Annotated in this window: 22 protein-coding genes; 13 read left to right on the top strand and 9 right to left on the bottom strand. The window is 74.5% G+C overall.

Translation table 11 applies throughout. The features are described from left to right. Window positions 1-38: 38 nt before the first annotated feature. From Pdca_RS02430 to Pdca_RS02420, 3 genes are all read left to right on the top strand, one after another. Window positions 39-1,223 carry a threonine aldolase family protein gene (locus tag Pdca_RS02430; RefSeq protein WP_085913604.1) on the top strand — a complete coding sequence of 395 codons (1,185 nt, stop codon included), beginning with the start codon at window positions 39-41 and terminating at the stop codon, window positions 1,221-1,223. Between the two features lie 265 nt (window positions 1,224-1,488). Continuing rightward, entirely contained in the window at window positions 1,489-2,277 is a 789-nt protein-coding gene (locus tag Pdca_RS02425) for an ATP-binding cassette domain-containing protein (RefSeq protein WP_174824299.1), read from the top strand. Further along, complete coding sequence (locus Pdca_RS02420) at window positions 2,274-4,424, top strand: YhgE/Pip domain-containing protein (protein WP_085913605.1); 2,151 nt, start codon at window positions 2,274-2,276, stop codon at window positions 4,422-4,424. Before Pdca_RS02425 ends, Pdca_RS02420 begins: the two co-directional genes overlap by 4 nt. 7 nt (window positions 4,425-4,431) lie before the next feature. Here Pdca_RS02420 and Pdca_RS02415 read toward each other — a convergent pair whose 3' ends face one another. From Pdca_RS02415 to acs, 7 genes are all read right to left on the bottom strand, one after another. Further along, entirely contained in the window at window positions 4,432-5,616 is a 1,185-nt protein-coding gene (locus Pdca_RS02415; RefSeq protein ID WP_197719897.1) for a pyridoxal phosphate-dependent aminotransferase, read from the bottom strand. A 151-nt stretch (window positions 5,617-5,767) separates the two neighbouring features. Further along, entirely contained in the window at window positions 5,768-5,980 is a 213-nt protein-coding gene (locus tag Pdca_RS02410) for a hypothetical protein (protein WP_085913606.1), read from the bottom strand. A 232-nt stretch (window positions 5,981-6,212) separates the two neighbouring features. Next, window positions 6,213-7,472, bottom strand: a complete 1,260-nt coding sequence (gene purD / locus Pdca_RS02405) for a phosphoribosylamine--glycine ligase (protein ID WP_085913607.1) — start codon at window positions 7,470-7,472, stop codon at window positions 6,213-6,215. A gap of 157 nt (window positions 7,473-7,629) precedes the next feature. Next, window positions 7,630-8,586, bottom strand: coding sequence for an alpha/beta fold hydrolase (locus Pdca_RS02400; RefSeq protein WP_085913608.1), 957 nt, complete (start codon window positions 8,584-8,586; stop codon window positions 7,630-7,632). A gap of 7 nt (window positions 8,587-8,593) precedes the next feature. Then, entirely contained in the window at window positions 8,594-9,115 is a 522-nt protein-coding gene (locus Pdca_RS02395; RefSeq protein ID WP_085913609.1) for a phage holin family protein, read from the bottom strand. An 87-nt stretch (window positions 9,116-9,202) separates the two neighbouring features. Next, a complete protein-coding gene (gene arfB / locus Pdca_RS02390; protein ID WP_249044932.1) occupies window positions 9,203-9,631 on the bottom strand; it encodes an alternative ribosome rescue aminoacyl-tRNA hydrolase ArfB in 429 nt (142 codons plus the stop codon). Between the two features lie 133 nt (window positions 9,632-9,764). After that, window positions 9,765-11,747, bottom strand: coding sequence for an acetate--CoA ligase (gene acs, locus Pdca_RS02385; protein WP_085913611.1), 1,983 nt, complete (start codon window positions 11,745-11,747; stop codon window positions 9,765-9,767). A gap of 333 nt (window positions 11,748-12,080) precedes the next feature. Here acs and Pdca_RS02380 point away from each other — a divergent pair, with 333 nt between their 5' ends. Together Pdca_RS02380 and Pdca_RS02375 are read left to right on the top strand one after the other, a co-directional pair. Beyond that, window positions 12,081-12,833, top strand: coding sequence for an oxidoreductase (locus Pdca_RS02380; RefSeq protein WP_085913612.1), 753 nt, complete (start codon window positions 12,081-12,083; stop codon window positions 12,831-12,833). 433 nt (window positions 12,834-13,266) lie between these two features. Then, on the top strand, window positions 13,267-13,734 hold the full coding sequence (locus Pdca_RS02375) for a GyrI-like domain-containing protein (protein ID WP_085913613.1): 468 nt from the start codon (window positions 13,267-13,269) through the stop codon (window positions 13,732-13,734). On the opposite strand, the gene Pdca_RS02370 is transcribed toward Pdca_RS02375, so the two are convergent. Further along, complete coding sequence (locus tag Pdca_RS02370) at window positions 13,715-14,614, bottom strand: HAD family hydrolase (RefSeq protein ID WP_218031420.1); 900 nt, start codon at window positions 14,612-14,614, stop codon at window positions 13,715-13,717. The two genes, Pdca_RS02375 and Pdca_RS02370, sit on opposite strands and share 20 nt — an antisense overlap. 496 nt (window positions 14,615-15,110) lie before the next feature. On the opposite strand from Pdca_RS02370, the gene ssd reads away from it, so the two are divergent. The 7 genes from ssd (at window position 15,111) to Pdca_RS02335 (ending at window position 20,416) form a co-directional block, all read left to right on the top strand. Beyond that, window positions 15,111-16,196 carry a septum site-determining protein Ssd gene (gene ssd / locus Pdca_RS02365; RefSeq protein ID WP_085913615.1) on the top strand — a complete coding sequence of 362 codons (1,086 nt, stop codon included), beginning with the start codon at window positions 15,111-15,113 and terminating at the stop codon, window positions 16,194-16,196. Beyond that, window positions 16,190-17,353, top strand: a complete 1,164-nt coding sequence (locus Pdca_RS02360) for a TadA family conjugal transfer-associated ATPase (RefSeq protein WP_197720011.1) — start codon at window positions 16,190-16,192, stop codon at window positions 17,351-17,353. The genes ssd and Pdca_RS02360 overlap by 7 nt, the downstream gene beginning before the upstream one ends. Beyond that, entirely contained in the window at window positions 17,329-18,171 is an 843-nt protein-coding gene (locus tag Pdca_RS02355; RefSeq protein ID WP_085913617.1) for a type II secretion system F family protein, read from the top strand. Before Pdca_RS02360 ends, Pdca_RS02355 begins: the two co-directional genes overlap by 25 nt. Beyond that, window positions 18,168-18,878: a type II secretion system F family protein gene (locus Pdca_RS02350; protein WP_232021383.1), complete on the top strand. Its 711-nt coding sequence runs from the start codon at window positions 18,168-18,170 to the stop codon at window positions 18,876-18,878. The genes Pdca_RS02355 and Pdca_RS02350 overlap by 4 nt, the downstream gene beginning before the upstream one ends. 56 nt (window positions 18,879-18,934) lie before the next feature. Beyond that, window positions 18,935-19,129: a DUF4244 domain-containing protein gene (locus tag Pdca_RS02345; protein WP_085913619.1), complete on the top strand. Its 195-nt coding sequence runs from the start codon at window positions 18,935-18,937 to the stop codon at window positions 19,127-19,129. Window positions 19,130-19,157: 28 nt separating this feature from the next. Further along, on the top strand, window positions 19,158-19,844 hold the full coding sequence (locus Pdca_RS35970; protein ID WP_174824298.1) for a TadE family type IV pilus minor pilin: 687 nt from the start codon (window positions 19,158-19,160) through the stop codon (window positions 19,842-19,844). Window positions 19,845-20,014: 170 nt separating this feature from the next. Beyond that, complete coding sequence (locus Pdca_RS02335; RefSeq protein ID WP_158092197.1) at window positions 20,015-20,416, top strand: Rv3654c family TadE-like protein; 402 nt, start codon at window positions 20,015-20,017, stop codon at window positions 20,414-20,416. A 367-nt stretch (window positions 20,417-20,783) separates the two neighbouring features. Here Pdca_RS02335 and Pdca_RS02330 read toward each other — a convergent pair whose 3' ends face one another. Next, window positions 20,784-23,144, bottom strand: a complete 2,361-nt coding sequence (locus Pdca_RS02330; protein WP_232021611.1) for a DEAD/DEAH box helicase — start codon at window positions 23,142-23,144, stop codon at window positions 20,784-20,786. A 467-nt stretch (window positions 23,145-23,611) separates the two neighbouring features. On the opposite strand from Pdca_RS02330, the gene Pdca_RS02325 reads away from it, so the two are divergent. Further along, window positions 23,612-25,912, top strand: a complete 2,301-nt coding sequence (locus Pdca_RS02325; RefSeq protein ID WP_085913621.1) for a sodium-translocating pyrophosphatase — start codon at window positions 23,612-23,614, stop codon at window positions 25,910-25,912. The last annotated feature ends 18 nt before the right edge of the window (window positions 25,913-25,930 follow it).

Raw genomic sequence — 25,930 nt, 5'->3', positions numbered from 1 at the left:
CCCTGCCGTGTCGGTCCGGACGCGGATGACCGACACTGATGGGCGTGCGCCCGTCACCTCGCAGCCGCCGAGCATCGCGAAGCGCCCTGCGTGGCGCCCCCGCCGTGGATCCGGCCGAGCCGATCGACCTCCGCTCGGACACCGTGACCGCCCCGACGCCCGCGATGCGCAAGGCGATGGCGGACGCGGAGGTCGCCGACGACGTGCTCGACCGCGACCCGACGATGCGCGAGCTGGAGGAGCGGGTGGCCGGCCTGCTCGGCGCCACCGACGCGCTCTGGACGCCGACCGGGTCGATGGCGAACCTGATCGCGCTGATGAGCAGGCTCGGCCGGGGCGAGTCGTTCCTCGCACCGCTGGGCGCGCACGTCCTGGACTTCGAGCTCGGCACGGCCGCCTGGCTGGCCGGCGGGATGCCGCGGCCACTGCCGCACGACGGCGGTCCCGGCAAGGTCACCCCGCACGCCGTCCGGCGGGCCGCGGTGGACACCGCCGACCACGGCTCCTACGCCGCGCTCCGCCCGGCGCTGCTGTGCCTGGAGAACACGCACAACTCCGCGGGCGGCACGGTGACCGCGCCGGAGGAGCACGCGTCCGTCGCGGCGGCCGCCCGCGCGGCCCGGCTGTCCGTGCATCTCGACGGCGCCCGGCTGTGGAACGCCGCCGTCGCGCTCGGGGTGCCGCCCGGGGCGCTCACGGTCGGCGCGGACACCGTCGCGGTCTGCCTGAGCAAGGGCCTCGGCGCCCCGGTCGGGTCGGTCGTCGCCGGCTCCGCGGAGTTCACCGAGCAGGCCAGACGGCTGCGCAAGATGCTCGGCGGCGGCGTCCGGCAGGGCGGCGTGATGGCCGCCGCCGGGCTGGTCGCGCTGGAGGACGTCGACCGGCTCGCCGAGGATCACGCGCTGGCCACGACGCTCGCCGCCGGGCTGCGCGAACGCGGCTGGCGGGTACGGGAGCCGCAGACCAACATCGTCCTGCTCGACGTCGCCGACCTGCGCGGCACGATCGCCGCGTTCCGCGAGGCCGGGGTGCGGGCCGGGGCGATCGCCGGGAAGCTGCGGCTGATGACCCACCGGGACGTCTCCGACCGGCACATCGCGGCCGCGCTGGAACGGATCGGTGAGGTCGGCCCGGCCAGCACCGGATCGCCGGGGGCGCCGCCCGCCCAGTTCGGCCGCTCCCGCGACGTTCCGGAGCAGGCACCCCGTACCGCGCTGGGCTGAGCACCTCCGTCGCCGGCCGGATCGTCGGCCGGATCACAGTGTCGTCCGCGGGTAAGTGACTGTCGTACGAGGTCAAGTCGACCCGCTCGATCGGGTCCAGACTGGTCGTCTGCAGGGCACCGGAGCAGATGCCCGCATAGGCTTCCGCCACCGTCGGGCCGAGTCCGACCCTGGCCCCGACCCGATCCTTCCTCGGCGCCGGTGACCTGCGCGAACCCGCTGCCGGCGGGCCGGCGGGTCGTGGTGCCACGACCGCAGGACCACCATGATCAGCGCACCATCGCCCGACTCCGCCGAGCCGGGCACGACGCTCGTCGCCGACGGCGTCACCGTCGACGGACCGCACGGCCCGCTGCTGGCCACGACCTCGCTGCGGGTCACCGCGGGCAGCATCCTGCTCGTGGCCGGTACGCCCGGATCCGGGCACACCGCGCTCGCGCTCTGCCTGGCCGGTCGGATGCGTCCGACCCGGGGCCGGGTGAGTTTCGGCGGTGACGGGGCCGACGATCCGGACCGGTTGCGGCGGGCGGTGGCCGTCGTCGACACCCCCGGGGTCAGCGAGCCGGACCCGGCGCTGCCGCTGCGCACCGTGATCGGTGAGGAACTGGCCATGGCGGGGCGCCGGGCCTGGCCACGGGCGGTCGGGGAATGGCTGGCCGGGCGGGGCGCCGAGCAGTGGGCGGGCACCCGGTTCGAGGACGTCCCGGCACCGACCCGGATCGCGCTGATGACCGAGCTGGCTGCGGCCCGTCCCGGCATCGAGGCCGTGGTGCTGACCGCGCCGGACCGGCACGGCGGCACCCCGGTGACCTGGTGGCAGATCGCGGCCGGGCACGCCGCCGCGGGTCTCGCGGTCGTCGTCACCTGCAGCGAGACGTCGGCGGCGCTGCTCGGTGTCCCCCCGGTGCTGCTCGGCGGCGGGCACCCGGACCCGGCCCTGGACCCCGGCGGCCGGCACACCCGGCCACCGGATCCGGACGCCGGCACCGGGCCGCTCACCGTGGTCACCACGGATCCGGGCACCGAGCCCGAGGGACCGGTGGCGGACCGATGAGCGCGATCCGGATGGCGATCAGCGAGCTGCGCCGGATCACGGCGGGCCGGCTGCCGGTCCTGGCGGTGCTCGCGCTGCTGCTGATCCCGATGCTGTACGCCGGGTTCTACCTCTACGCCAACGGCGACCCGTACTCCCGCCTGGACCGCGTCCCGGCCGCACTCGTGGTCGAGGACGCGGGCGGCACCGACGCCGACGGGAACCCGCAGAACGTCGGGGAGCAGGTCGCGACGGACCTGATGGAGTCCGGCTCGTTCGACTTCCACCGGGTCGGCGCCGCGGAGGCCGACCGTGGGGTGCGGGACAACGAGTACACCTTCGCCCTCACCGTCACCCGGGACTTCACCGCCGCCCTGCACTCGTCGGCCGATCTCACGCCGCGCCAGGGCGTTCTCGTGCTGACCACGAACGACGCCAACAACTACCTGGTCCGCACGATCGCCGACACCCTCACCGGCCGGGTGCGCGACTCGGTGGCCCAGCAGGTCGGCACCGAGGCCGCGGACAATTTCCTGACCGGGTTCTCCACGATCTACACGAAGACCCAGGAGGCCGCGAACGGTGCGGGCGAGCTCGCCGACGGAGCGGGCCGGGCGCACGACGGCGCCCGTGAGCTCGCCGCCGGTGCAGACCAGCTGGCGTCCGGGCAGCGACAGCTGCTCGGCGGGGCCCAGCAGCTCGCCGGAGGCGCCGGGGAGCTGTCGTCCGGGGCGGGCACCCTGGCCGGCGGCGCCGGCACCGCCGCCGCCGGAGCGGACCGGCTGAACAGCGGTGCCGGCGAGCTGGCCACCGGGCTGGGAACGCTGCGGGACGCGACCGCGCAGCTCCCCGCGCAGGCCCGGGAGCTGGCCGACGGCGCCCGCCAGGTGGCCGACGGCAACGCCCAGGTGGCCGAGGCGGGCGACCGGGTCGCGCAGGAGTCGGCCCGGCTGGCGGCCCAGCTCGACGCCGCCGACGGCACGATCGCCGACGGGCTGCGTGCACGCGGCTTCACCGAGGAGCAGGTCACGCAGGCACTGGCCGCGCTCGCCGAGGCGAAGCAGCCGCTGGAACAGGGCAACGCCCGCGTCCAGGAGGTGTCCGGCCGGCTCGATCAGCTCGGCTCCGGCGCGCGACAGGTCGCCGACGGCGCGGAACGGCTCGCCGTCGCCGCCCCTCAGCTCGGTTCCGGGATCGGCAGCGCCGCCGACGGCGCCGGTGCGCTGCGCGACGGCGCGGCCGAGCTCTCCGGCGGGGTCCGCGCGCTCTCCGACGGGGCCACCCGGCTCTCGACCGGGGCGGACGCACTGGCCACCGGCGCCGGCCGGCTCGTCGATGGCGAGCGCACCGCCGTCGAGGGCACCGACCGGCTCGCCGACGGCGCCCACCGGCTCGACACCGGCACCGGCGAGCTCGCCACCGGCGCCGGGACGCTGCGGGACGGCCTGTTCGACGGGCTCGGGCAGATCCCGAACCCGTCGCCGGACGTCCGGGCCGCCACCGCGCAGAACATCGGCGATCCGGTCGCCACCCGCGACGTCGCCCACTCCCGCGCGGACACCTACGGCGCCGGGCTCGCCCCGTTCTTCATGGCGCTGGCCACCTGGATCGGCGGCTACGTGCTGTTCCTGCTGTTGCAGCCGCTGTCCCGGCGGGCGATCGCGGCCGGGCAGAGCCCGCTGCGGGTCGCGCTGGGCGGCTGGATCCCGGCCGGGTTGCTGGGGGTCGTGCAGGTCACCGGCATGTATGTGGTCGTGTCGGCGGTGCTGGGGATCGTGCCGGCGCATCCGCTGGGGACACTCGCGTTCCTCTGGCTGGTGTCGATGACGTTCACCGCGATCGTGCACGCCCTGAACGCACTGCTGGGCGCGGTCGGCCAGTTCCTCGGGCTGGTGCTGATGGTGTTGCAGCTGGTGTCGGCCGGCGGCACGTTCCCCTGGCAGACCATCCCGGAACCGCTGTACCCGATGCACCTCCTGATGCCGATGGGCTACGCCGTCGACGCACTGCGCCACCTCATGTACGGCGGCGAGCTGACCGGCGTCGTCGGGACGGCGGTGCCGGTGCTGGCCGCCTGGTTCCTGATCTCGGTACTTCTCGCGACACTCGCCGCGCACCGGCAGCGGGTGTGGCGGCCCTCGACCGTCAAACCCGAGCTGGTGCTCTGAGCGGGCGTCAGACCCAGGCGCGCAGCCGGTCCAGCGCCGCGGTGATCCCCTCCGACGTGCCGGCGCAGGAGAACCGCACGAAGTCGCCGCCGTCGACCGGGTCGAAGTCCTGCCCGGGCGCGACGGCGATCCCGGTCTCGTCGAGGAGCCGGTAGGTCAGCGCCATCGAGTCCTCACCGGGCCGCAGCAGGTGCCCGATGTCGGCGTAGACGTAGAACGCGCCGTCGGCCGGGGCCAGCCGATCGATCCCGATACCGCGCAGCCCGGCCAGCAGCAGATCCCGGTTCTGCCCGTAGCGGACCACGTGCGCGTCCGCCTCGGCGTAGCTCGCCTCCTCGAACGCGGCGAGCGCGGCGTGCTGCGGCAGCGCCGGCGGGCAGACGGTGAAGTTTCCGGCGAGCCCCTCGACCGTGCGGCGCAGCCGCGGCGGGCAGACCAGCCAGCCCAGCCGCCAGCCGGTCATCGAGAAGTACTTGGAGAACGAGTTCACCAGCAGCGCCTCACGGGAGGTCTCCCACGCGCACGCCGTCGCGGGCGACCCGGGGAACGTGATGCCGTGGTAGATCTCGTCGCTGACCAGCTGGATCCCGCGCCCCTCGCAATATGTGGCCAGCGCGGCGAGTTCCTCGGGGTCGAGCACGGTGCCGGTGGGGTTCGCCGGGCTGGCCAGGATCAGGCCCTTCACCGGCTCGTCCAGCTCCTCCAGCATCGCGACGGTCGGCTGGAACCGGGTCTGCGGCCCGCAGGGCAGCTCCACGACCTCGCACCCCAGAGCGGTGAGGATGTTGCGGTAGCAGGGGTAGCCGGGGCGGGCCAGCGCGACCCGGTCGCCCGCGTCGAACGCGGCGAGGAAGGCGAGCAGGAACCCGCCGGACGAGCCGGTGGTCAGCACCACGTCGCCCGGGTCGACGCGCACGCCTGCGGTCCGCCGGTAGTGGCCCGCGACGGCCTCACGCAGCTCCGGGATGCCGGGCGCGACGGTGTAGCCGAGCACCTCGGAGTTCAGCGCCTCGGCGGCGGCCCGGCGGACCGGCTCGGGTGCCGGCGTCGATGGCTGCCCGGCGGAGAGGTTGATCAGGTCGCCGTGGCTGCGGGCCCGCTGCGCGGCGGCCGCCCAGACGTCCATCACGTGGAACGGGGCCACCGCGGCACGTGCGGCGACGGTGAGCTGGGAAGCGGTCGATCCGGTCACCGGTCGAGGGTAGGCCGGATCGCCGGGCGCCGTCCGGGCCCGTCAGGAACGCCGGGCCCGGCACCTCCACCGCCGTGGGAGGTGCCGGGCCCGGATCACACCGGTGCGCGGGCCGGGAGCCCGCCCCGTCCGGGGCAGCGCCCGCGCGATGTCACTCCGCCGCGGCGAGACCCAGGGCGTCGAGGGCAGCGCCGACCTGCGCGCTGGTGTCGGCGACCGCGGCGTCGAGGTACTCGGCGACCGGGGTCAGCTCGGCGGCCTGGGCCGAGCCGGTGAACGCCAGGGTGGCGAGCGGGGCGGCGATGACGGCGCCGACGAGGGTCAGCGCGCGACGACGACGGGCCGGCTGGGGAGCGTTGGCCATGATGGATCCTCCTGTGTCTCAGGGGCACCGGCTGTGCCCCTGTGACACGGAACGATTCCGGCCCGCACCGGCTGGATCAAACTCGGATGTCCGGTTTTACACCGTGTTCAAGATCTTTCTACACGGACCGTGACAACGACCGGTCCGTGTTCATGATCGGCCTGGTCACCGGGGTCGATACGCCGTATAGACCAAGATCACTCGGCCATATGGCGGTAATCCGGCGGACACATCAGCCCGGGACGGTGATCTCCCCGCGCTCCGCCTTCAGCCCGATGTCGGTCCGGTGATGCGATCCGGCGAGCCGCACCGGGGCCAGCCGGGCGTAGGCGTCCGCCCGTGCGGCGGCCAGATCCGTACCCGTCCCGACCACCGACAGCACCCGCCCGCCGGACGACACGACCGCGCCGTCGTCGCGCCGCCGGGTGCCGGCGTGCAGCACGCCCTCGCCGTCCGCACCGGTGATCACGTCACCGAGCCGCGGGGTGGCCGGGTAGCCCTCGGCCGCCACGACGACGGTCACCGCGGAGCCGTCCGACCACTCCGGGCCCGGCTGCTCGGAGAGCGTCCCGGTCGCCGTCGCGTGCAGCAGCCCGGCCAGCGGCGTGCGCAGCAGCGCCAGCACCGCCTGGGTCTCCGGGTCACCGAAGCGACAGTTGAACTCGATCACCGCCGGGCCCTGCGAGGTGAGCGCGAGACCCGCGTAGAGCAGGCCGGAGAACCGCGCACCGCGCTTCTCCAGCTCGACCGCCACCGGGCGGACGACCTTCTCCACCAACTCACCGGCCAGGTCATCGCCCGCCCAGGGCAGCGGGCAGTACGCGCCCATCCCGCCGGTGTTCGGGCCGGTGTCGTCGTCGCCGACCCGCTTGAAGTCCTGCGCCGGCAGCAGCGGCACCACGGTGGACCCGTCGACCAGGCAGAACAGCGACGCCTCCGGGCCGTCCAGGAACGACTCGAGCAGCGCCGGGTGGCCGGCGTCGAGCAGGGCGAGGGCGTGCGCCCTGGCGATCTCGATGTCGTCGGACACCACGACGCCCTTGCCCGCGGCCAGCCCGTCGTCCTTCACCACGTACGGCGGGGTGAACACGCTGAGCGCGGTGTCCAGGTGCGCGGGGTTGTCCACCACCACCGACGACGCCGTCGGCACGCCCGCCGAGCTCATCACCGACTTCGCGAACGCCTTGGACCCCTCGATCCGGGCCGCCTCACGTCCCGGGCCGAAGCACGGGATCCCGGCCTCGCGGACCGCGTCGGCGGCGCCGTTGACCAGCGGCACCTCGGGACCGATGACGACCAGGTCCGCCTGCCAGGTCCGGGCGAGCGACACGACGGCGTCGTTGTCGGCCACGTCCAGACCCAGCTGCTCGGAGACCGCAGCCGTTCCGGCATTGCCCGGGGCGCATGCCAGGGCCGTCACCCCCGGATCCTGCGCCAAGGACACCGCGATGGCGTGCTCACGCGCGCCGCTACCCACGACCAGGATTCGCACGGTCGTCGAGCGTATCTGCGCATGTCCGGGACCGCGCCACCGGCATCCGTCCCGGGCGGTGGCACCACTCGTCCGTGTCCGTACTCGTGCTCGGGGCCCTGCTCACGGCCGGGTCCGTGCTCGGGTCCGGGCCGGGTGCGCCGGGGCTCGGCGCGGCTCACCCGCCGTCGTGCGCCGGCGTCGGGCCCAGATGCTGCAGGATGAGCTCGGTGACCCGGTCCGGGCGCTCCTGTTGCGGGAAATGCCCGGTCGCCGGGAGCGCGTGGTGGGCGAACCCGGCGCCCGCGTAGCGGCGGGTGCGGCGCATCGTGGTGTCGAGCACGCAAGGATCGTCGGCCCCGTGCACCTGCAGCACCGGGACGCCGACCGGCGCGGACACGGCGCGGGCGAACCGCAGGCCCTCCGGCCGGAACAGCGACCGCACCGTCCAGCGGTAGTACTCCAGCGAGCAGTGCGCGACCGTGGAGATCCGGATCGCGTCCCGGTTGCGGGCGACGGCATCGGCGAAGTCCGCGGTCGACGTCCACTCCGGCCCCGCCCAGGCCCGCATGATCGTCTCGATCCTGGCGCCCCGCCCGGCCCGCAGCGAACGCTCGGGCAGCCGCGGGAGCTGGAAGCCCGCCATGTAGCGGCTGGCCCGGCCCTGGCCGAGCGGATCGCGCAGTACCGCGTCGCGCATCGTCACCGGGTGCGGGGCGCCGAGCGCGGTCAGCGAGCGGACCAGCCGCGGATGCAGGGCCGTGACGCTCCAGGCGATCGCCGCACCCCAGTCGTGCCCGACGACGTGCGCGCGCCGCTCCCCCAGCGCCCGGATCAGGCCGGCGCAGTCACCGGCGAGGGTCCAGAGGTCGTAGCCACGCGGGGGTTTGTCGGTGTCGCCGTAGCCGCGCAGATCGGGGGCGACGACGTGGTACCCGGCGTCGCCGAGCGCGAGCAGCTGATGCCGCCAGGTCCACCAGAACTCCGGGAAGCCGTGCAGGAGCACGACCAGCGGACCGTCGGCGGGGCCGTACTCCGCCACGTGGATCCGGATGCCGTTGGCCGACACCCCTCGATGGGTCCACGGACCGGCGATCCGCACCAGCGCGGGATCGACCGGCCCATCGTGGCCCACCTGCGGGTCAGCCCGCGGCGGCGTGCCGTCCGGACGGGCCGTCGGTCAGCTCGCGCACGTTGTCACCGCCGCGGCCGCGCTGGGACAGCACCTGGGCCGAGTCCTTCAGCGAGTCGATGGTCCGCTCCGGCTTGCGGATCTTGCGGACGCGCAGGTAGCCGAGCAGCCCGAACAGCCCCGCGATCAGCAGCATGACCAGGAACGTGATGCCGAACCCGGCCGCGCGGTTGAGCCACAGCGAGAGGAACTCGGCGAGGGTGAAGAACAGGTAGAACAGGCTGAACAGGGCGATCACCGCGGCGATCACGAAGAAGACGCTGCCCTGCACGCCCTTCTTCACCTCGGCGGTGACCTCGGCCTTGGCCAGCTCGACCTCGGAACGGACCAGCGTGGACAGGTGCGTGGTGACGTCCTTGGCGAGCGCGCCGAGGGACTGGTCCCGCGGACCCGGCTCCGGTGAGAGCGGGATCGAGGGCAGGACCGGCGGAACCTCCGCGTTGCCTGACTGGCTGTTGCTGGCCACCGTCATCCCTCCTGTCGCCCGTCGATCAGTGAGCCGTCATCGTGCCACGGCGACCCACCGCTCGCTCGGCCGCGCCACGCCGACCGCGACTCCTCACTCGTCCGGGCGGCCGCGCAGCTTCTTGATCTGTCCCCGCCGGTTCTTCGCATCCAGCCTGCGGCGCTTCGACCCGGCCGTCGGGCGGGTGGCCCGCCGGGTGCGCGGCTCGGGGGCCGTCGCCTCCCCCAGCACGGCGGCCAGTCGCGCGCGGGCCGCCTCCCGGTTGCGGAGCTGGCTGCGGTGCTCGGCGGCGACGATCGTCAGCACCCCGCCGGCCAGCCGGTTCCGCAGCCGTTCCAGCGCGCGTTCCCGCAGGTCGTCCGGGACGCTCGGGGAGCCGGCGAGATCGAAGGAGAGCTCGACCCGGGAGTCGGTCGTGTTGACCCCCTGCCCACCCGGCCCGGAGGCACGGGAGAACCGCCAGCCCAGCTCCCGCTCGGGTACGACGAAGCCGCGCCGCACCCGTATCCCGTCGGAGTCCACACCCGCATTGTGACCCCGCGGCGTCATGCCCCCCGCAGCACTGTGGCCCCGCGGCACAGGGTCTCCCGCAACACGGTGGCCCCGGACGTGACGGGTCACGTCCGGGGCCACCGGCCAGGTCACTGGACAGGGATCAGTCCTCCGAGGAGTCCTTCATCCCGGTGGTGATCAGGTCCATCACCGAGGAGTCCGCCAGCGTCGAGACGTCGCCGACCTCACGGTTCTCCGCCACGTCACGCAGCAGCCGGCGCATGATCTTGCCGGAGCGGGTCTTCGGCAGCTCCTCGACGACCATGATCTGACGCGGCTTTGCGATCGGGCCGATCTCCTTGGACACGTGGTCGCGCAGCGCCTTGATCGCCTCCTCGCCGCCGTCCTTCGCGGCGCTGCCGCGCAGGATGACGAACGCGACGATGCCCTGACCGGTGGTCTCGTCGGAGGCGCCCACGACCGCGGCCTCGGCGACGGTCGGGTGACTGACCAGCGCCGACTCCACCTCGGTGGTGGAGATGCGGTGCCCGGAGATGTTCATGACGTCGTCGACCCGGCCGAGCAGCCAGATGGCGCCGTCCTCGTCGTACTTGGCACCGTCACCGGCGAAGTAGTAGCCCTGCTCGGCGAAGCGGGACCAGTAGGTCTCCTTGTAGCGCTCGTTGTCGCCCCAGATGCCGCGCAGCATCGACGGCCACGGCTTGTCGAGGACGAGGTAGCCGCCCTCGCCGTTGCCGACCGGGGTGCCGGTGTCGTCGACCACGGCGGCCGAGATGCCCGGCAGCGCGCGCATCGCCGAGCCCGGCTTGGTCGCGGTGACGCCCGGCAGCGGGGCGATCATCTGCGAGCCGGTCTCGGTCTGCCACCAGGTGTCGACGATCGGGCAGCGCTCCTTGCCGATCTTCTCCCGGAACCACATCCAGGCCTCGGGGTTGATCGGCTCGCCCACCGTGCCGAGCACCTTCAGCGAGGACAGGTCGTACTTCGCGGGGATGTCCTCGCCCCACTTCATGAACGTGCGGATCAGCGTCGGGGCGGTGTAGTAGATCGAGACCTTGTACTTGTCGACGATCTCCCAGTGCCGGCCCTCGTGCGGGGTGTTCGGCGTGCCCTCGTAGATCACCTGGGTGGCGCCGTTGGCCAGCGGCCCGTAGACGATGTAGGTGTGCCCGGTGACCCAGCCGATGTCGGCGGTGCACCAGTAGACGCTCTCCCCCGGCTTGTGGTCGAAGACCACGTTGTGGGTGTACGCGGACTGCGTCAGGTAGCCACCCGAGGTGTGCAGGATGCCCTTCGGCTTCCCCGTCGTGCCCGAGGTGTAGAGGATGAACAGCGGGTGCTCGGAGTCGAACGACTCCGGGGTGTGCGTCTCGGACGCGGAGCCGACGGCGTCGTGCCACCAGACGTCGCGGCCCTCGGTCCACGGCACGTCGGTCTCGGTGCGCTTCACCACGAGCACGTGCTCGATGGTGGTGCCCGCGACGGCCTCGTCGGTGTTCTCCTTCATCGGCGCCGGCTTGCCGCGGCGGTACTGACCGTCGCTGGTGATCAGCACCTTCGCCTCGGCGTCCTCGATCCGGGCCTTCAGCGCGCCCGGCGAGAACCCGCCGAAGACGACGCTGTGCAGCGCGCCCAGCCGGGCGCAGGCCAGCATCGAGAACACGGCCTCGGGGATCATCGGCAGCTGGATGGCGACCCGGTCACCCTTGCCGACACCCAGCTCGGCCAGCGCGTTCGCGGTCTTCGAGACCTCACGCTGCAGGTCGGCGTAGGTGATGGTGCGGGAGTCGCCGGGCTCGCCCTCCCAGTAGATCGCGACGCGGTCGCCGTTGCCCGCCTCGACGTGCCGGTCGGCGCAGTTGTAGGCGACGTTCAGTTCACCGCCGACGAACCACTTCGCGAACGGGGCCTCCCACTCCAGGACGGTGTCCCACTTCTTCGTCCAGTGCAGTCGGTCCGCCTGCTCCGACCAGAACCCGTCACGATCGGACTCGGCGCGCTCGTACCACTCGGCGGTGGCGTTGGCCTGAGCAGCGAACTCCGCGGGCGGCGGGAACGAGCGGCTCTCGGTGGACAGTGCGCTCAGTGCTGAGCTGTTTCCTGAGCTCTTCTCGGACTCGGCCATGTCCTCGTGTCCTCCTTGACGCGGCGTGTTTCCGGCCTCTCGGCCTGCGCACCCGGAAGGGTCCGCACGTGTGCGTGACGACGCTAGTGAAACCGTTGGCGCCGTGCACTGTCCGACGGGACGGGTGGTTGCTGCCCGAACCGGCGCACAACTGCGTCGTCACAGGTCACAGCGCTGTCGACGGGCCGGCTACAGCACGACGCATCGCTGAGATCGCCGACCGGCGGCCGACGGACGGCCGACCGGCGGGCGATGAGCGGTCCCGGCCCGTACGGAGTCGCCGTGGGAGAGCCGGTACCCGAGAGTAGGTCACCGCTTGCGACGATGACACGCATGGCCCGTCCTGCGACCGACGACCCGCTGGCCCCGCTCGCCGCCCTGCCCGGCGTGCACGAGGCCGTCGCCAGGGCGCGGGACGCGACCACCGAGGTGCACACCCGGCCGGTGAACCGGCGCGGCTGGCCGGCGACCGCGGCCGAGGCCGCACTGCGCGCCGCCCGGTCCTCCGCCGCGCTGGACGGTGCCCCGCTGACCCCGGCGACCGCCGATCACGTATCCGATCCGGTACTGGCCGGTGCGGTCCGGATCGCCGACGAACGCGCCCGGCTGCTGGAGGTGTGGGGGCGAGCACCGCTGCAGGCGCTGGCCCGGCTGCACGTGCTCGCGGCGACCGACCTGGTCCCGGCCGATGAGCACGAGGCGCAGCTGGGGCGGCCGCGAACGGGGGTGTCGTCGCGGCTCTCCGCCCTGGCCGATCTGCTCGGCGGCGGCACCTCGGTGCCGGCCCCGGTGCTCGTCGCCGTGGTGCACGGCGAGCTGCTGACGCTGCGCCCGTTCGGCACCGCGGACGGCGTGGTCGCCCGCGCCGCCGCCCGGTTGACGGCGATGTCGTCCGGGCTGGACCCGCGCGGCCTGTCGGTGCCCGAGGTGGGTTTCCTCCGGCGGCCGGCCGAGTACCGGGCCGCGGCACAGGCCTTCGCTTCCGGGACCCCCGATGGCGTGGCCGGCTGGATCGTGCACCTCTGTGCGGAGTGGGAGGCCGGCGGCCGCGAGGGCCTCTCGATCGCGGCCGCGCAGTCGGTCTGAAGGTGAGCCGGACGGCGCCCCTGACGGGGCACCGCCCGACCCGACGCGTGGTCCGGGTTCCTGGCGTGCACTACGTGTCGTGTACGACGGCCTCGGCGCCCGGCGTCCCGATGCGCAGGCCCACGACGACATGCCTCCCGCGGCGTGCTCGGCGTGGAGTGCCCGGCTCACGCGTACGGAGCCCGGCCGGGGGAGACGGGCTCTTCTCCTCCGAACCGCCTCTGGCCTGACCGAGGTCCGTGCCACCGTTCCTAGACCTGTCGGTGCCGGTGGGCAACCCTCGCGCGCAGGTGCACCGGTTCAGCAGCGATCCGTGACCGGGCAGGTCACCCGCCCGCGCGGCGAGGGCACACCGGACGGCGGTCGCGGGCGATGAGTTTCGTCCGCTCGTGGAGTCGGCCGGTGCGACAGGACATCCACGAGAGGGGACGCGATGACCACCGCCGGAGAACCGCAGCTGATCACCACCGAGCCGGCCGTGACGGCCGTCGTGCGCGGGGTGGTGTCCGCGGACGAGCTGCCCACCTTCTACGACCGGGCGTTCGGGGTGCTCCCGGCGACCGTCGCGGCGCAGGGGATCACCGCCGCCGGACCCGCGTTCGGGCTCTACCACGGCCTGCCCGGTGCGACGTTCGATCTCGAGGTCGGGTTCCCGACCGATCGCGCTGTCGACACCGACGGCGAGGTGGTCGCGGGCGGTCTGCCCGGCGGTCGGACGGCACGGCTCGTGCACGCCGGATCGTTCGACGGGCTCGGGTCCGCCTGGCAGCGACTCGGTGCGTGGATCGCCGGGCAGGGCCTGACCCCGGGCGACACATTCTGGGAGGTCTACCTCACCGAGCCGACGCCGGAGATGGACCCGGCCGACCTGCGCACCGAGCTCAACTGGCCGGTGACGTGAGCGTCCCGGCCCACCGGCCCCTGGTCATCCCGGCCATCCCGGCCACCGCGAGCACCGCGATTCCCGCACCGGCCGCGGCCGCGAACCGGACACGGCGACCGGTCCGGCCGGTGAGCCGGTCCGAGATCCGGTCCCGCAGCCGGAACATCCGGTCCCCGCGCGATGCGGCCCGGACGAACCCGAGCACCGGCCAGCCGCGTTCCCGGGCGATCGCCCGCAGCTCGCGGTCCGGGTTCACCACCGCCGGTCGGCCGACCAACTCCAGCAGCGGGAGGTCGGTGATCGAGTCGGTGTAGGCCGCGCACCGGTCCAGGTCGAGCCCGAGCTCGACGGCGATCTCCCGGGCGGCCTGCGCCTTGCCCTCGCCGTAGCAGTAGAACTCGATGTCCCCGGCGTAGCGGCCGTGCTCGGTGCGCATGGTCGTCGCGCGGAACCGGCCGACGCCGACCAGGGCCGCGATCGGCTCGACGACCTCCAGTCCCGACGCCGACAGCAGCACGATCTCCGCGCCCTGCTCGCGGTGCCGCTCGATCAGGTGCACCGCCTCCGGGTACACCAGCGGCCCGATCACGTCCTGCAGGGTCGCCGCGACGATCTCCCGGACCCGCTCGACCTCCCAGCCCTGGCATACCAGCACCATCCGCCGGCGAAGCATGTCCATCGTGGATTCGTCGGCGCCGGAGAACAGGAGCAGCAGCTGCGCCCACGCACCCCGGGCCACGGTCGCCCGGTCGATCAGCCCGTGCCGGGCGAACGTCCTGGCGAACGCCAGCGCGCTCGATCCGGCGATGATCGTGTTGTCCAGGTCGAGGAAGACCGCCTCGGGCGCGTCGAGGGCCGGGTCGGGCGGCGTGGAGGTGGTGGTGAGTGCGTCGGACACGTCCACCAGCCTGCCGGTGCGCCGCCGGCCGCGCACCGGCGCCCGCCCGGCAGCCCGCGACCCGCCGCACCGGGTGACCGGTCGTGCGCGACCGGTCACCCGGACGCGATCGCCGGTTCCGGTGCGGCGCATCCCTGCGGGCCCCTCCGGCTGCGCCCGCCCGGAACCGGTCGGCGCAGGCCACAGGCAGGGTATGGGCGGAACAGCGCGATTCCGGCTACAGTTGTGTGAGCTCGGACGTGGTCCGGGCGGGTTCAGCTCGACCCCCCGGGGCTGAACCGACAGACGGCCCCCGCCAATCCCCCCTGGCGGGGGCCGTCCTCGTTCACGGGCCGGGCCGTAGCCGATCGGTGAGCCCCGAGCCACCCGCCATCCACAGGCCGGCCGGTTCTCCCCAAGTTGTCCACAGCCGGGCACATCGCCGGTCCGGGGGCGCCGCAGCACCGCACGCTCGTACCGGGGCCCGCACCGGCGGGCCGGTGGGAGGTGCGACGTGATGAACCGGCGCTGCCTGGTCGTGGCCGACGACCCGGATCTGCTCGACGCGTTGCTGCGCATCGCCGCGGCGGCCGACATGGAGGCGCAGCGCGCGGTCGATGCCGCCGACGCCCGGCGGGCGTGGGCGCTCGCCCCGGCCGTCCTGCTCGACCGGGCGGGCGCGATCCGCTGCCGGGACGCCGGGTTCACACGCCGGGGATCCGTCGTGATCGCGGTGCCCGGAGAGCCGGCGGCCGACGACTGGCGGATCGCGGTGGCACTCGGCGCGGACCGGGTGGTCCAGCTCCCCTCCGGCGAGGCGGCACTGGCCGGGCTGCTCGCCGACGTCCGCGACCGCGCCGACGGGTCACCCGGCCGGGTACTCGCCGTGGTCGGCGGCTGCGGCGGAGCGGGCGCCTCGGTGCTCGCCACCGCCGTCGCGGTCGGGGCCGCCCGCGACGGGAGCTCCGCACTGCTGGTCGACTGCGATCCGCTCGGCGGCGGGCTCGACCTGCTCACCGGCATCGAGGAGGAAGCCGGGCTGCGCTGGCCAGGGCTCACCGTCGGCGACGGCCGGGTGCAGGCCTCGTCGCTGCGCAGTGCGCTGCCCCGGGTGGTGTCCGGGCGGGCGGAGCTGTCCGTGCTGTCCTGCGCCCGCTCCCCGCACGGGCCGGAGGCCGCCGCGGTCACCGCGGTCCTCGACGCCGGCCGCCGGGCCGGCGGGACGGTCGTCTGCGACGTCCCGCGCTACCCGACCGACGCGGCGCTCGCCGCGGTCGGCGCCGCCGACCTGACGGTGCTGCTGGTCCCGGCCACGGTGCGGGCGGGCGCGGCCGCGGGCCGGGTGTCCGACGTGCTGGCCGAGCACGCCCGGGTGGTGGAGATCGTCGTCCGGGGCCCGTCGCCGGGTGGCATCACCCCCGACGAGCTGGCGTCCTGCCTGGGCCTGCCGTTGCTGCACGCGATGCGCGCCGAGCGTGATCTCGCCGGTGCGGTGGAGCGCGGCCGCGCCCCCGGCGCCGGCCGCGGGCCGTTGGCGGCCGCGGCACGCGCGGTACGGGGGCGGCTCGCCGCGCTCGACGTGACGCACCGGGCGGCATCGTGAACCCGCTGGTCGACAGGGTCCGGGCCCGGCTGGCCGACGCCGGTGGCGAGACCGGCCCGGCCGCGGTCGCGGCGGCGGTGCGGGCCGAGTCCGGCGGCGTCGCGTCCGACATGGATGTGCTCGCCGCGTTGCGGGCGCTGCGCCAGGAGTTCACCGGGGCGGGCCCGCTCGATCCGCTGCTGCGCGACCCGGCCACCACCGACGTGCTGGTCACCGCGCCGGACGCGGTCTGGGTCGACCGGGGCGACGGGCCACGGCGGGCGGCCGTCTCGTTCCCCGACGAGGCCGCCGTGCGCCGACTCGCGCAGCGGCTCGCGCTCGCCGCCGGGCGCAGGCTCGACGACGCCAGCCCGTACGTCGACGGCCGGCTCGCGGACAGCGGGGTCCGGCTGCACGCCGTCCTGCCGCCGGTCGCCGCGGCCGGCACCGCGATCTCGCTGCGGGTGCTGCGCCCGGCGAGCCACGACCTGGCCGCGCTGCGCCGTCGCGGCACGTTCGACGCCACCGGAGAGACGCTGCTGCGCGCGATCGTCGCCGGCCGGCTGGCGGTGCTGGTCGCCGGCGGTACCGGTAGCGGAAAGACCACCCTGCTCAATGCACTGCTCGGAGCGGTCGATCCGGGCGAACGGATGATCACGGTGGAAGACGCGGAGGAGCTCAGGCCCCGGCATCCGCACGTGGTGCGGCTCGTCGCGCGCCCGCCGAACATCGAGGGTTCCGGCGGGGTACCGCTGCGCGAGCTGGTGCGTCAGGCGCTCCGGATGCGGCCGGACCGGCTCGTGGTGGGCGAGGTCAGGGGCGCAGAGGTCGGGGACCTGCTGAGCGCCCTGAACACCGGCCACGACGGGGGCGCATGCACCGTGCACGCGAACTCGGTGCGCGAGATACCGGCGCGGATGCGGGCGCTGGCCGGGCTCGGCGGGATGTCGCCCGCTGCGCTCGACGGCCAGCTCACGGCGGCGGTCCAGGTGATCCTGCACATGCGCAGGCGGCCGGGTTCCGGGCGGGTGCTCGACGAGATCGGTGTGCTCCACGACGACGGCGGGCCGCAGGTCACCGCGGCGTGGACCAGGTCCGCCGGCGAGGGCCCGGGTGCCGACCGGCTGCGAGCCCTGCTGCACGAGCGTGGGGCGTGGGTGCCGTGCACGCCGTCCTGAGCGCGTTGCCGCCCGCCGGCCGGGCCGCACCGGTGCTGCTCCTGCTGGCCTGCGCCGTGACGGGGCTCCCGGGATCCGGGGCCGGGCAGCGGCTGCGCGGGCTGGGCCCCGCCACGGCGCGGCGGATCCGCGGCCCGCTGCCACCGGTGGCCTCCGGGTACCTGCTCGTGGCGCTCGCCGGAGGCTTCCTGCTCGGCCCGGCCGGATCGGCCTGCGCCCTCGGCGCGGTCTGGTTCACCCGGCGGCGGTGGGCCGCCCGGCGCCGTGCCGAACAGGCCGTCGCGGTGGCCGGAGAGCTGGCCGAGGCGCTCGCCCGGATCGCCGACGAGATCCGGACCGGTGCGCACCCGGCCGCGGCGCTCGCCGGGTGCGAGCACGACGGGCCGCTCGCCCGCACCGTGCTCCGGCCGGCCGCGGTGGCCGCCGAGATCGGGGAGCCCGTCCCGGGTGCGCTGCGCCGGGCGGCCACCGGGCCGGCGAGCCGCGACGTCGAACGGATCGCGGCGGCCTGGGAACTCGCCGACCGGCACGGGGCGCCACTCGCCGGGCTGCTCACCCAGCTCCTCACCGATCTTCGCTGGCGGATCGCGCACGGCGCCCGGGTACAGGCACAGCTGGCCGGGCCGCGGGCCACCGCGACGGTGCTGACCGCGCTGCCGCTCGCCGGTGCCGGTCTGGGGCAGCTGATGGGGATCGCCCCGCTGACGGTGCTCCGCACCGGATGGCACGGGCCGATCCTGCTGGTCCTGGGGGTGCTGCTCACGGCCGCCGGTGCCGCCTGGTCGGACCGGATCCTGCGCGCGGCGGTGCCGTCGTGAGCGCGGTCGCGCTCGGGCTGGCCGCGGCAGCGCTGGTGGCGGGCGGGGGTCGTCCGGCGGCCGGGCGGCTGCGCGCGGTGCGGGGCCCTGAGCCGGCCCGGCCGCAGACCACGCCCCGGCCGGCGGTGCTCGCCGTCCTGGTGCCCGCCGGTGCCGCGCTGGGCTGGGCACTCGGTGGAACCGGCGGGACGGTCATCGGGGCCGTCGCCGGCGCCGCCCTCGTCGTGGCCGCCCGGCGTGCGCCGTCCCGGCGGGCGGTCGCGGTGGACGCGGCCGGACTGGCCGCCGCCTGGGACCTGCTCGCCACCTGCCTGGCGGCCGGCCTGACCGTCCCGGACGCGGTCGACGCGGCAGCCCACCGACTCCCGGGGCGCCCCGGCTCGGCCCTGCGCCGGGTCGGCGGGCTCCTCGTGCTCGGCGCAAACGCGGACGACGCGTGGGCTGCCGCCGCCGGCTGCCCCGAACTCGCCGCGTTCGCCCGCACCGCAGCCCGATCGGCGCACACCGGCTCCGCGCTCGGCAGGGCGGCGTCCGCCGAGGCGGTCCGGCTGCGGATGGCGCTCACCGACCTGGCCGAGGAGCGCGCGCAACGCGCCGCGGTCCTGATCACCGCCCCGCTGGGGCTCTGCTTCCTGCCCGCCTTCCTGGTCCTCGGCATCGTGCCGGTCGTGATCGGGCTGGCCGGGGAGGTGATCGGCCGGTGGTGACCCACCGGGCGGCGACCGGGCCCGCACGTCGCGGGTCCCCGACGAGGGAGAGACCGATGACCCGTTCCGAACTGCGCGATCGGCTGACCGCGCTGGCCCACGACGACGACGGCATGAGCACCGTCGAGTACGCGATCGGCACCGTCGCGGCGGCCGCGTTCGCCGCGCTGCTCTACACCGTCGTCAGCGGCGGCGACGTCGTGACCGCACTGACCGGGATCGTGCAACGTGCGCTGTCGACGACATTCTGACCCGCACGGCGATGCCGGCGCGGTCACTGTGGAGGCGGCACTGGCGCTCGGGACGCTGCTGCTGGTGACGGCTGCTGCCGTCGCCGCGGTGGCGGCCGTCGGGGCGGGTGTCCGCTGCGCGGACGCTGCCCGGGAGTTCGTGCGCCAGGCCGCGCGGGGCGATGCCGAGCGGGGCCGGGCCGCCGTCGCTGCTCTCGCGCCGTCCGGGGCGGAAGCCGAGCTCCGGATCGACGGTGACACCGTGCTCGCGAGCGTGCGGGCCCGCCCGGTGCCGCTGCTGCCGGTCACCGTCGGCGCGTCCGCGACCGCGGTACTGGAACCGGGTGCGGGGGCACACCGCTCCCCCGCTCCGGTCGATGCCGCCACGCCCGATCCGGGTGCTCGCGCGGCCATCGGTGACGACCCACTCGATCCGACCGGGGTCGGCGCCCCTGGTGCCTCCGAGCCACCCGGTCCGGCCGGCCCCGGGCCCGAACTCGGGCTCGGTTCCGGCGACATCGGTTCCGGCGACATCGGTTCCGGCGACATCGGTGGCGGTGACCTCGGTGGCGGTGACCTCGGCCGGGCTGCCGGTGGCATCGGCGGCGGGGGCAGCGACGCGCCCGGCACGACCGGTGGCGGGCCGCCCGACGTGGCAGCCCCCACCGGGGGCGGGCCGCTCGATGCGGCAGGTCCGTCCGGCGCCCGGTTTGCCGAGCCGGAGCAGCCGCGGTGACGGGCCGTGCCGGGGCGCCCGTTCGAGCCGGGACCTCGGACCGGGCCGGGGTACCGGAGCCCCGCCGTCCCGGCTCGGCAGCGGCCGTTGCCAGGCGGCTCCGCTGGCTCCGGCACGCCGTGGGCCCGCGGCTCGGGCAACCGGGGCGGCTCGGGCGGCTCCGGCGCACCGTGCCCGCACGGCTTCGGCGGCTACGACGCGACGACCGCGGTGTCGCCTCCGTCTGGGCGGCGACGGCCGCCGCGGCGCTGCTGCTGACCGCGACGGTGTGCGTCGACGTCGGCGCTGCGATCCGGGCACGCCAGATGGCGACGACCGCAGCGGACCTGTCGGCGCTGGCCGCCGCCGGCCTTTCCGTCCACGGCGCGGAGGGTGCCTGCCGAGCGGCCGCGGATCTCGCCGTCCGTAACGGCGCGGAGCTCACCACCTGCCGCCTCGAAGGCTGGGACGCCCTGGTCGAGACCCAGGTGGGGTGGACCGGCCTGCTACCCACCCGGGGCCCGGCCACCGCCCGAGCCAGGGCAGGACCGGCACCGTTCGACGACGCCCCGGAGACCGGAGCGACACCATGACGACCCAGGCACGGGCGACCACAGCTTCGGTGAACGGTACGCGGCTCCGGATGAACGGACGGACAACAACCGAGCACGGCACCATCACGCCCGGTTACGACGAACGCGCGACTGCGCGGTCGTTTCGTCGTGGCCCTCTGACCGATCACCGACGTCGCGGGGCCCAGGACTGGTCACGGATCCCGCACTCCGGCCTACTGGGAGTTGTCGCGGGGCCGGGCAGGGTCCGGTCCGCCCCCGGCACAGCGGCCTCGCTCCCCAGACCGCGACGGAGTCGGAGCGCACCATGCGCCCCCGTCCGACACCGTCGCTGGTGGTCGCCACCGGCCCGCTCACGCCCCCGACGGGCGGGCCGGTGGCGCCCCGCTCAGCGCGGGCCGGGCGCCGCACCGTCGACAGCACCGCCGCCGTCCACAGCACCCCGGCCGTTCCCGGCCAGCGCCGCGAGCACCAGGTCCAGGACCTGCACCGCACCGGCCTTGTCGAGCGGGTTGTTGCCGTTGCCGCACTTCGGCGACTGGACGCAGGAGGGACATCCGGTGCGGCACTCGCAGTCGGCCACCGCCGAACGGGTCGCAGCCAGCCAGTGGTCCAGCACTTCGTGCCCGCGCTCGGCCAGCCCGGCACCGCCCGGGTGTCCGTCGTGCACGAACACCGTGGGCAGCCCGGTGTCCGGGTGCAGGGCGGTGGAGAGCCCCCCGATGTCCCAGCGGTCGCAGATCGCGAACAGCGGCAGCATCCCGATCGCGGCGTGCTCGGCGGCGTGCAGTGCGCCCGGCAGCCGGCCGTCGTCGATCCCGGCCGCCAGCAGCGCGTCCGGATCGACGGTGTACCAGACCGACCGCGTGTCCAGGCTCTGCGGCGGCAGGTCGAGCGGGGTCTGGTCGAGGACCGTGCCGTCCGCGGTGCGCCGCCGGTAGGCCACCACCTGACTGGTCACCGTCGTCTCGCCGAAGCAGACCTGGACCGGCCCGGACCGGCGGGTCGAGTGCGTCGCCAGCACCGTCACGTCCGAGACCGACTGCGGCTCGGTCCGCCAGTCCGGATCCTCCGGGTGCACGAGCGCGACACCACCGTCGAGATCCAGCTCGTCGACGACGAAGCTGTCGCCGCGGTGCAGGTACACCGCGCCCGGGTACACGGTGGCGGGCGCGGAGCTGCCATCCACCGTGCCGAGCATCCGTCCGGTCGCCGCCTCGACCACCGCGACCTGGCCGAGCCCGGATCCGCGGATGTCGACCTGGGCGGACGGCGCCGCACCGGTATCGGGCCAGAACCATCCGTGCGGCCGGCGGCGCAGCACGCCCTCCTCCACCAGGGCGTCCAGCACTTCGGCCGCGGGCGCGCCGCCGAAGATCTCGTCGACGTCGGCGGTCGTCAGCGGCATCTCGGCGGCGGCGCACGCCAGCTGCGGGGCCAGCACGTAGGGGTTCACCGGATTGAGCACACACCCCTCCACCGGCGCACCGAGGAGCGTCTGCGGATGGTGCACCAGGTAGGTGTCCAGCGGGTCGTCGCGGGCGACCAGCACGACCAGCGCCTCGTCGGCGGCCCGGCCCGCCCGCCCGGCCTGCTGCCAGAACGACGCGCGCGTCCCCGGGAAACCGGCGAGCACCACCGCATCCAGCCCGGAGATGTCGACGCCGAGCTCGAGGGCGTTGGTGGTGGCCACGCCGAGCAGCTCACCGGCCATCAGCGCCACCTCCAGCGCCCGCCGCTCCTCGGGCAGGTATCCGCCCCGGTAGGCGGCGATCCGTTCGACCAGCTCCGGGGCGACCTCGCCGACCTGGCGCCGGGCCCCCAGCGCGGTCAGCTCGGCCGACCGGCGGGACCGTACGAACGCCAGCGTCCGCGCCTCCTCCAGGACCAGATCGCCGAGCATCCGGGCGGCCTCGGCACCGGCCGAGCGACGGACCGGTGCCCCGTTGTCGCCGGTGATCTCGTCGAGCAGCGGCGGCTCCCAGAACGCGACGGTCCGGCCGGCGTGCGGGGAGCCGTCCTCGGTGACGGCGACGACCTCGCGGCCGGTCAGCCGGGAGCCGAATTCGGCGGGGCCGGCCACGGTCGCCGAGGCCAGCACGATCGTGGGCCGGGCTCCGTAGCGGGCGGCGAGCCGCAGCAGCCTCCGCAGCAGCAGCGCCACGTGTGAGCCGAACACGCCCCGGTAGGTGTGGCACTCGTCGACCACCACGAAACGCAGCCGGCGGAGGAAGTTCGACCAGCGGCCGTGCCGGGGCAGCAGTGAGCGATGCAGCATGTCCGGGTTCGAGAACATCCAGCGGCAGTGCCGCCGGACCCAGTCCCGCTCCTCCATCGGGGTGTCGCCGTCGAACGACGCGGGCCGCACGTCGTCCGGGGCGAGGCCGTCGAGCGACCGCAGCTGGTCGGCCGCCAGCGCCTTCGTCGGCGCCAGGTACAGCGCGGTCGCCCGCGGGTCCTCGGCGAGCCCGGCCAGTACCGGCAGCTGATAGAGCAGCGACTTGCCCGACGCGGTCCCGGTCGCGACGACGACGTCGGTCCCCGCCCGCACCAGCTCCGCGCCGGCGGCCTGGTGCGTCCACGGCCGGTCCACACCGCGCCCGGCCCAGGCCCGGCGCAGGCCCGGCGGGGTCCAGTCCGGCCAGTCCGCGGTGCTGCCCGGCCGGGCCGGCATCCGCACCACGTGCCGCAGCGGGTCGTCGTGGTCGGTCTCGCCCGGGCCGGGAGGCAGCTCCCGCCCGGGATCCACCGGCTCGGCTCGCCCCGGATCCACCCCGGAGCCCGTGAGCACCCGGCGCAGCAGCTCCACCCCGCGCCGGGACCCGTCCGCACGTTTCCCGGTCGCCTCCACCACCGGCCAGGTTGGCACATCCGTTCGAACGACGGCGGGTCGGCACCCCCGACCCGCCCGAAGCCCCGGGCGACACCCGGTCGCTTGTCTGGATCTCGTTGCGCTGCTTGTGATCAGCAGGTTCCCGGATTGCACGGCGACTCGTGTGGGATTGATCACTCGGGGCGGATCGTTATTCGTTGTGATCCCTATCCCACTGAGCGATCGGACACACTTCTACACTGCACCAGCCCGGTCTGCGGCGGACGCCGCCCGGGCCCAGTCGACGCCAGTGACGCCGTCGTCGACGGGACCGTCGCGGCCACCAGCGCGCGGGACCGTCGTCACGGTCGACCTGGTCGGATCTTGCTGAACCAGGAGGACGGATGTCCGAGTCCACCCTCGCCCAGGGCCTCGAGCTCGGTGCGGGAGACCTCACCGTCGTCGGTGTGGTCGCGGTGGTCGCCCTCGTCGCCCTGGCCGTCGGCGGTCTGCTGCTCAAGGAGGTACTCGCCAACGGCGAGGGCACCCCGAAGATGCAGGAGATCGGCCGAGCGGTCCAGGAAGGCGCCACGGCGTACCTCAACCGCCAGTTCCGCACCCTTGCGGTGTTCGCCGCCATCGTGTTCGTGCTGCTCTTCGCGCTCCCCGCCGAGGACCTCGGTGAACGCATCGGCCGATCGATCTTCTTCGTGGTCGGCGCGGTCTTCTCCGCGATCATCGGCTATCTGGGCATGTGGCTGTCCACCCGCGCGAACATGCGCGTCGCGGCCGCGGCACGCGAGGAGAACGGCCGCGAGAAGGCGACCCGCATCGCGTTCCGGACCGGCGGCGTCGTCGGCATGTTCACGGTCGGCCTCGGCCTGTTCGGTGCCGCGATCGTGGTGATGGTCTACGCGGGCCAGGCACCTCGGGTGCTGGAGGGCTTCGGCTTCGGCGCCGCGTTGCTGGCGATGTTCATGCGTGTCGGTGGTGGCATCTTCACCAAGGCCGCCGACGTCGGTGCCGACCTCGTCGGCAAGGTGGAGCAGGGCATCCCGGAGGACGACCCGCGCAACGCCGCGACGATCGCCGACAACGTCGGTGACAACGTCGGCGACTGCGCAGGCATGGCGGCCGACCTGTTCGAGTCCTACGCCGTGACGCTGGTCGCCGCCCTGATCCTGGGCACCGCCGCGTTCGGCCTGCAGGGGCTGCTGTTCCCGCTGATCGTCCCGGCCATCGGTGTCATCACCGCGATCCTGGGCGTCTACCTGACCAAGGCCCGCCAGGGCGAGAACACGCTGCGCGCGATCAACCGCGCCTTCTACCTCTCGGCCGTGTTCGCGGGCGTGCTGTCGGTCATCGCGGCGTACGTCTACCTGCCCTCGACCTTCGACGAGCTCACCAACCCGACCGACAGCGCCGTCGCAGGGCTGGCCGGTGACCCGCGTCTGATCGCCTCGGCCGCGGTGCTGATCGGCATCGTGCTGGCCGCGGTGATCCTCAAGCTGACCGGCTACTACACCGGCACCGAGGACCGTCCGGTCAAGGACGTGGGCGAGTCCTCGCTCACCGGTGCGGCGACGGTGATCCTTTCCGGGATCTCGATCGGATTCGAGTCCGCCGTCTACACCGCGCTCGTCATCGGTGCCGCGGTCTACGGCGCGTTCCTGCTCTCCGGCTCGATCGTCGTCTCACTGTTCGCGGTCGCGCTGGCCGGCACCGGCCTGCTGACCACGGTCGGCGTGATCGTCGCGATGGACACCTTCGGCCCGGTCTCGGACAACGCCCAGGGCATCGCCGAGATGTCCGGCGACGTCGAGGGCGAGGGTGTCGAGATCCTCACCGAGCTCGACGCGGTCGGCAACACCACCAAGGCGATCACCAAGGGCATCGCGATCGCCACGGCGGTGCTCGCCGCGACAGCGCTTTTCGGCTCCTACCGAGATGCGATCAACCAGGCGCTCGCACAGGCCGGCATCGCCCTGGAGGACGCCGGTACCGCGTTCGCCTACGAGGTGTTCAGCCCGAACACGCTGGTCGGCGTCATGATCGGTGCGGCAGTCGTGTTCATGTTCTCCGGCCTCGCGGTCAACGCCGTGACCCGCGCCGCGGGCGCCGTGGTGTACGAGGTGCGCCGCCAGTTCCGCACCAGGCCCGGGATCATGGACGGCACCGAGCGGCCCGAGTACGGCCGCGTGGTGGACATCTGCACCCGGGACTCGCTGCGCGAGCTGGCCACCCCCGGTCTGCTGGCCATCCTTGCGCCGATCGCGGTCGGCTTCGGCCTCGGCGTCGGCCCGCTGGCCGGCTACCTGGCCGGTGCGATCGCCTGCGGCGTGCTGATGGCGATCTTCCTGGCGAACTCGGGCGGCGCCTGGGACAACGCCAAGAAGCTGGTCGAGGACGGCAACCACGGCGGCAAGGGCTCCCCGGCGCACGAGGCCACGGTCATCGGCGACACGGTCGGCGACCCGTTCAAGGACACCGCCGGCCCGGCCATCAACCCGCTGATCAAGGTGATGAACCTGGTCGCGGTGCTGATCGCCCCGGCGGTGGTCGTGCTGTCGACGCCGGACGCCAACCCGGTGTTCCGGATCCTCATCGCGCTGGGCGCGGTGGCGATCATCGCGGGAGCGATCGTGGTGTCCAAGCGCCGCTCGTCGGCGATCACCGACACCCCGGCCGAGAGCTCGGTCGGATAGCGACAGCCTCCCGTAGGT

The sequence above is a fragment of the Pseudonocardia autotrophica genome (assembly GCF_003945385.1).
Lineage (GTDB): Bacteria > Actinomycetota > Actinomycetes > Mycobacteriales > Pseudonocardiaceae > Pseudonocardia > Pseudonocardia autotrophica.
This window is presented reverse-complemented; position numbering and strand designations above follow the sequence as displayed.

What these genes read in the sequence shown, in the direction of transcription:
- Pdca_RS02430 (WP_085913604.1), top strand. Translation starts at nt 39, where the DNA reads ATGGGCGTGCGCCCGTCACCTCGCAGCCGCCGAGCATCGCGAAGCGCC.
- Pdca_RS02425 (WP_174824299.1), top strand. Translation starts at nt 1,489, where the DNA reads ATGATCAGCGCACCATCGCCCGACTCCGCCGAGCCGGGCACGACGCTC.
- Pdca_RS02420 (WP_085913605.1), top strand. Translation starts at nt 2,274, where the DNA reads ATGAGCGCGATCCGGATGGCGATCAGCGAGCTGCGCCGGATCACGGCG.
- Pdca_RS02410 (WP_085913606.1), bottom strand. Translation starts at nt 5,980, where the DNA reads ATGGCCAACGCTCCCCAGCCGGCCCGTCGTCGTCGCGCGCTGACCCTC.
- Pdca_RS02395 (WP_085913609.1), bottom strand. Translation starts at nt 9,115, where the DNA reads ATGACGGTGGCCAGCAACAGCCAGTCAGGCAACGCGGAGGTTCCGCCG.
- acs (WP_085913611.1), bottom strand. Translation starts at nt 11,747, where the DNA reads ATGGCCGAGTCCGAGAAGAGCTCAGGAAACAGCTCAGCACTGAGCGCA.
- Pdca_RS02380 (WP_085913612.1), top strand. Translation starts at nt 12,081, where the DNA reads ATGGCCCGTCCTGCGACCGACGACCCGCTGGCCCCGCTCGCCGCCCTG.
- Pdca_RS02375 (WP_085913613.1), top strand. Translation starts at nt 13,267, where the DNA reads ATGACCACCGCCGGAGAACCGCAGCTGATCACCACCGAGCCGGCCGTG.
- ssd (WP_085913615.1), top strand. Translation starts at nt 15,111, where the DNA reads ATGAACCGGCGCTGCCTGGTCGTGGCCGACGACCCGGATCTGCTCGAC.
- Pdca_RS02345 (WP_085913619.1), top strand. Translation starts at nt 18,935, where the DNA reads ATGACCCGTTCCGAACTGCGCGATCGGCTGACCGCGCTGGCCCACGAC.
- Pdca_RS02325 (WP_085913621.1), top strand. Translation starts at nt 23,612, where the DNA reads ATGTCCGAGTCCACCCTCGCCCAGGGCCTCGAGCTCGGTGCGGGAGAC.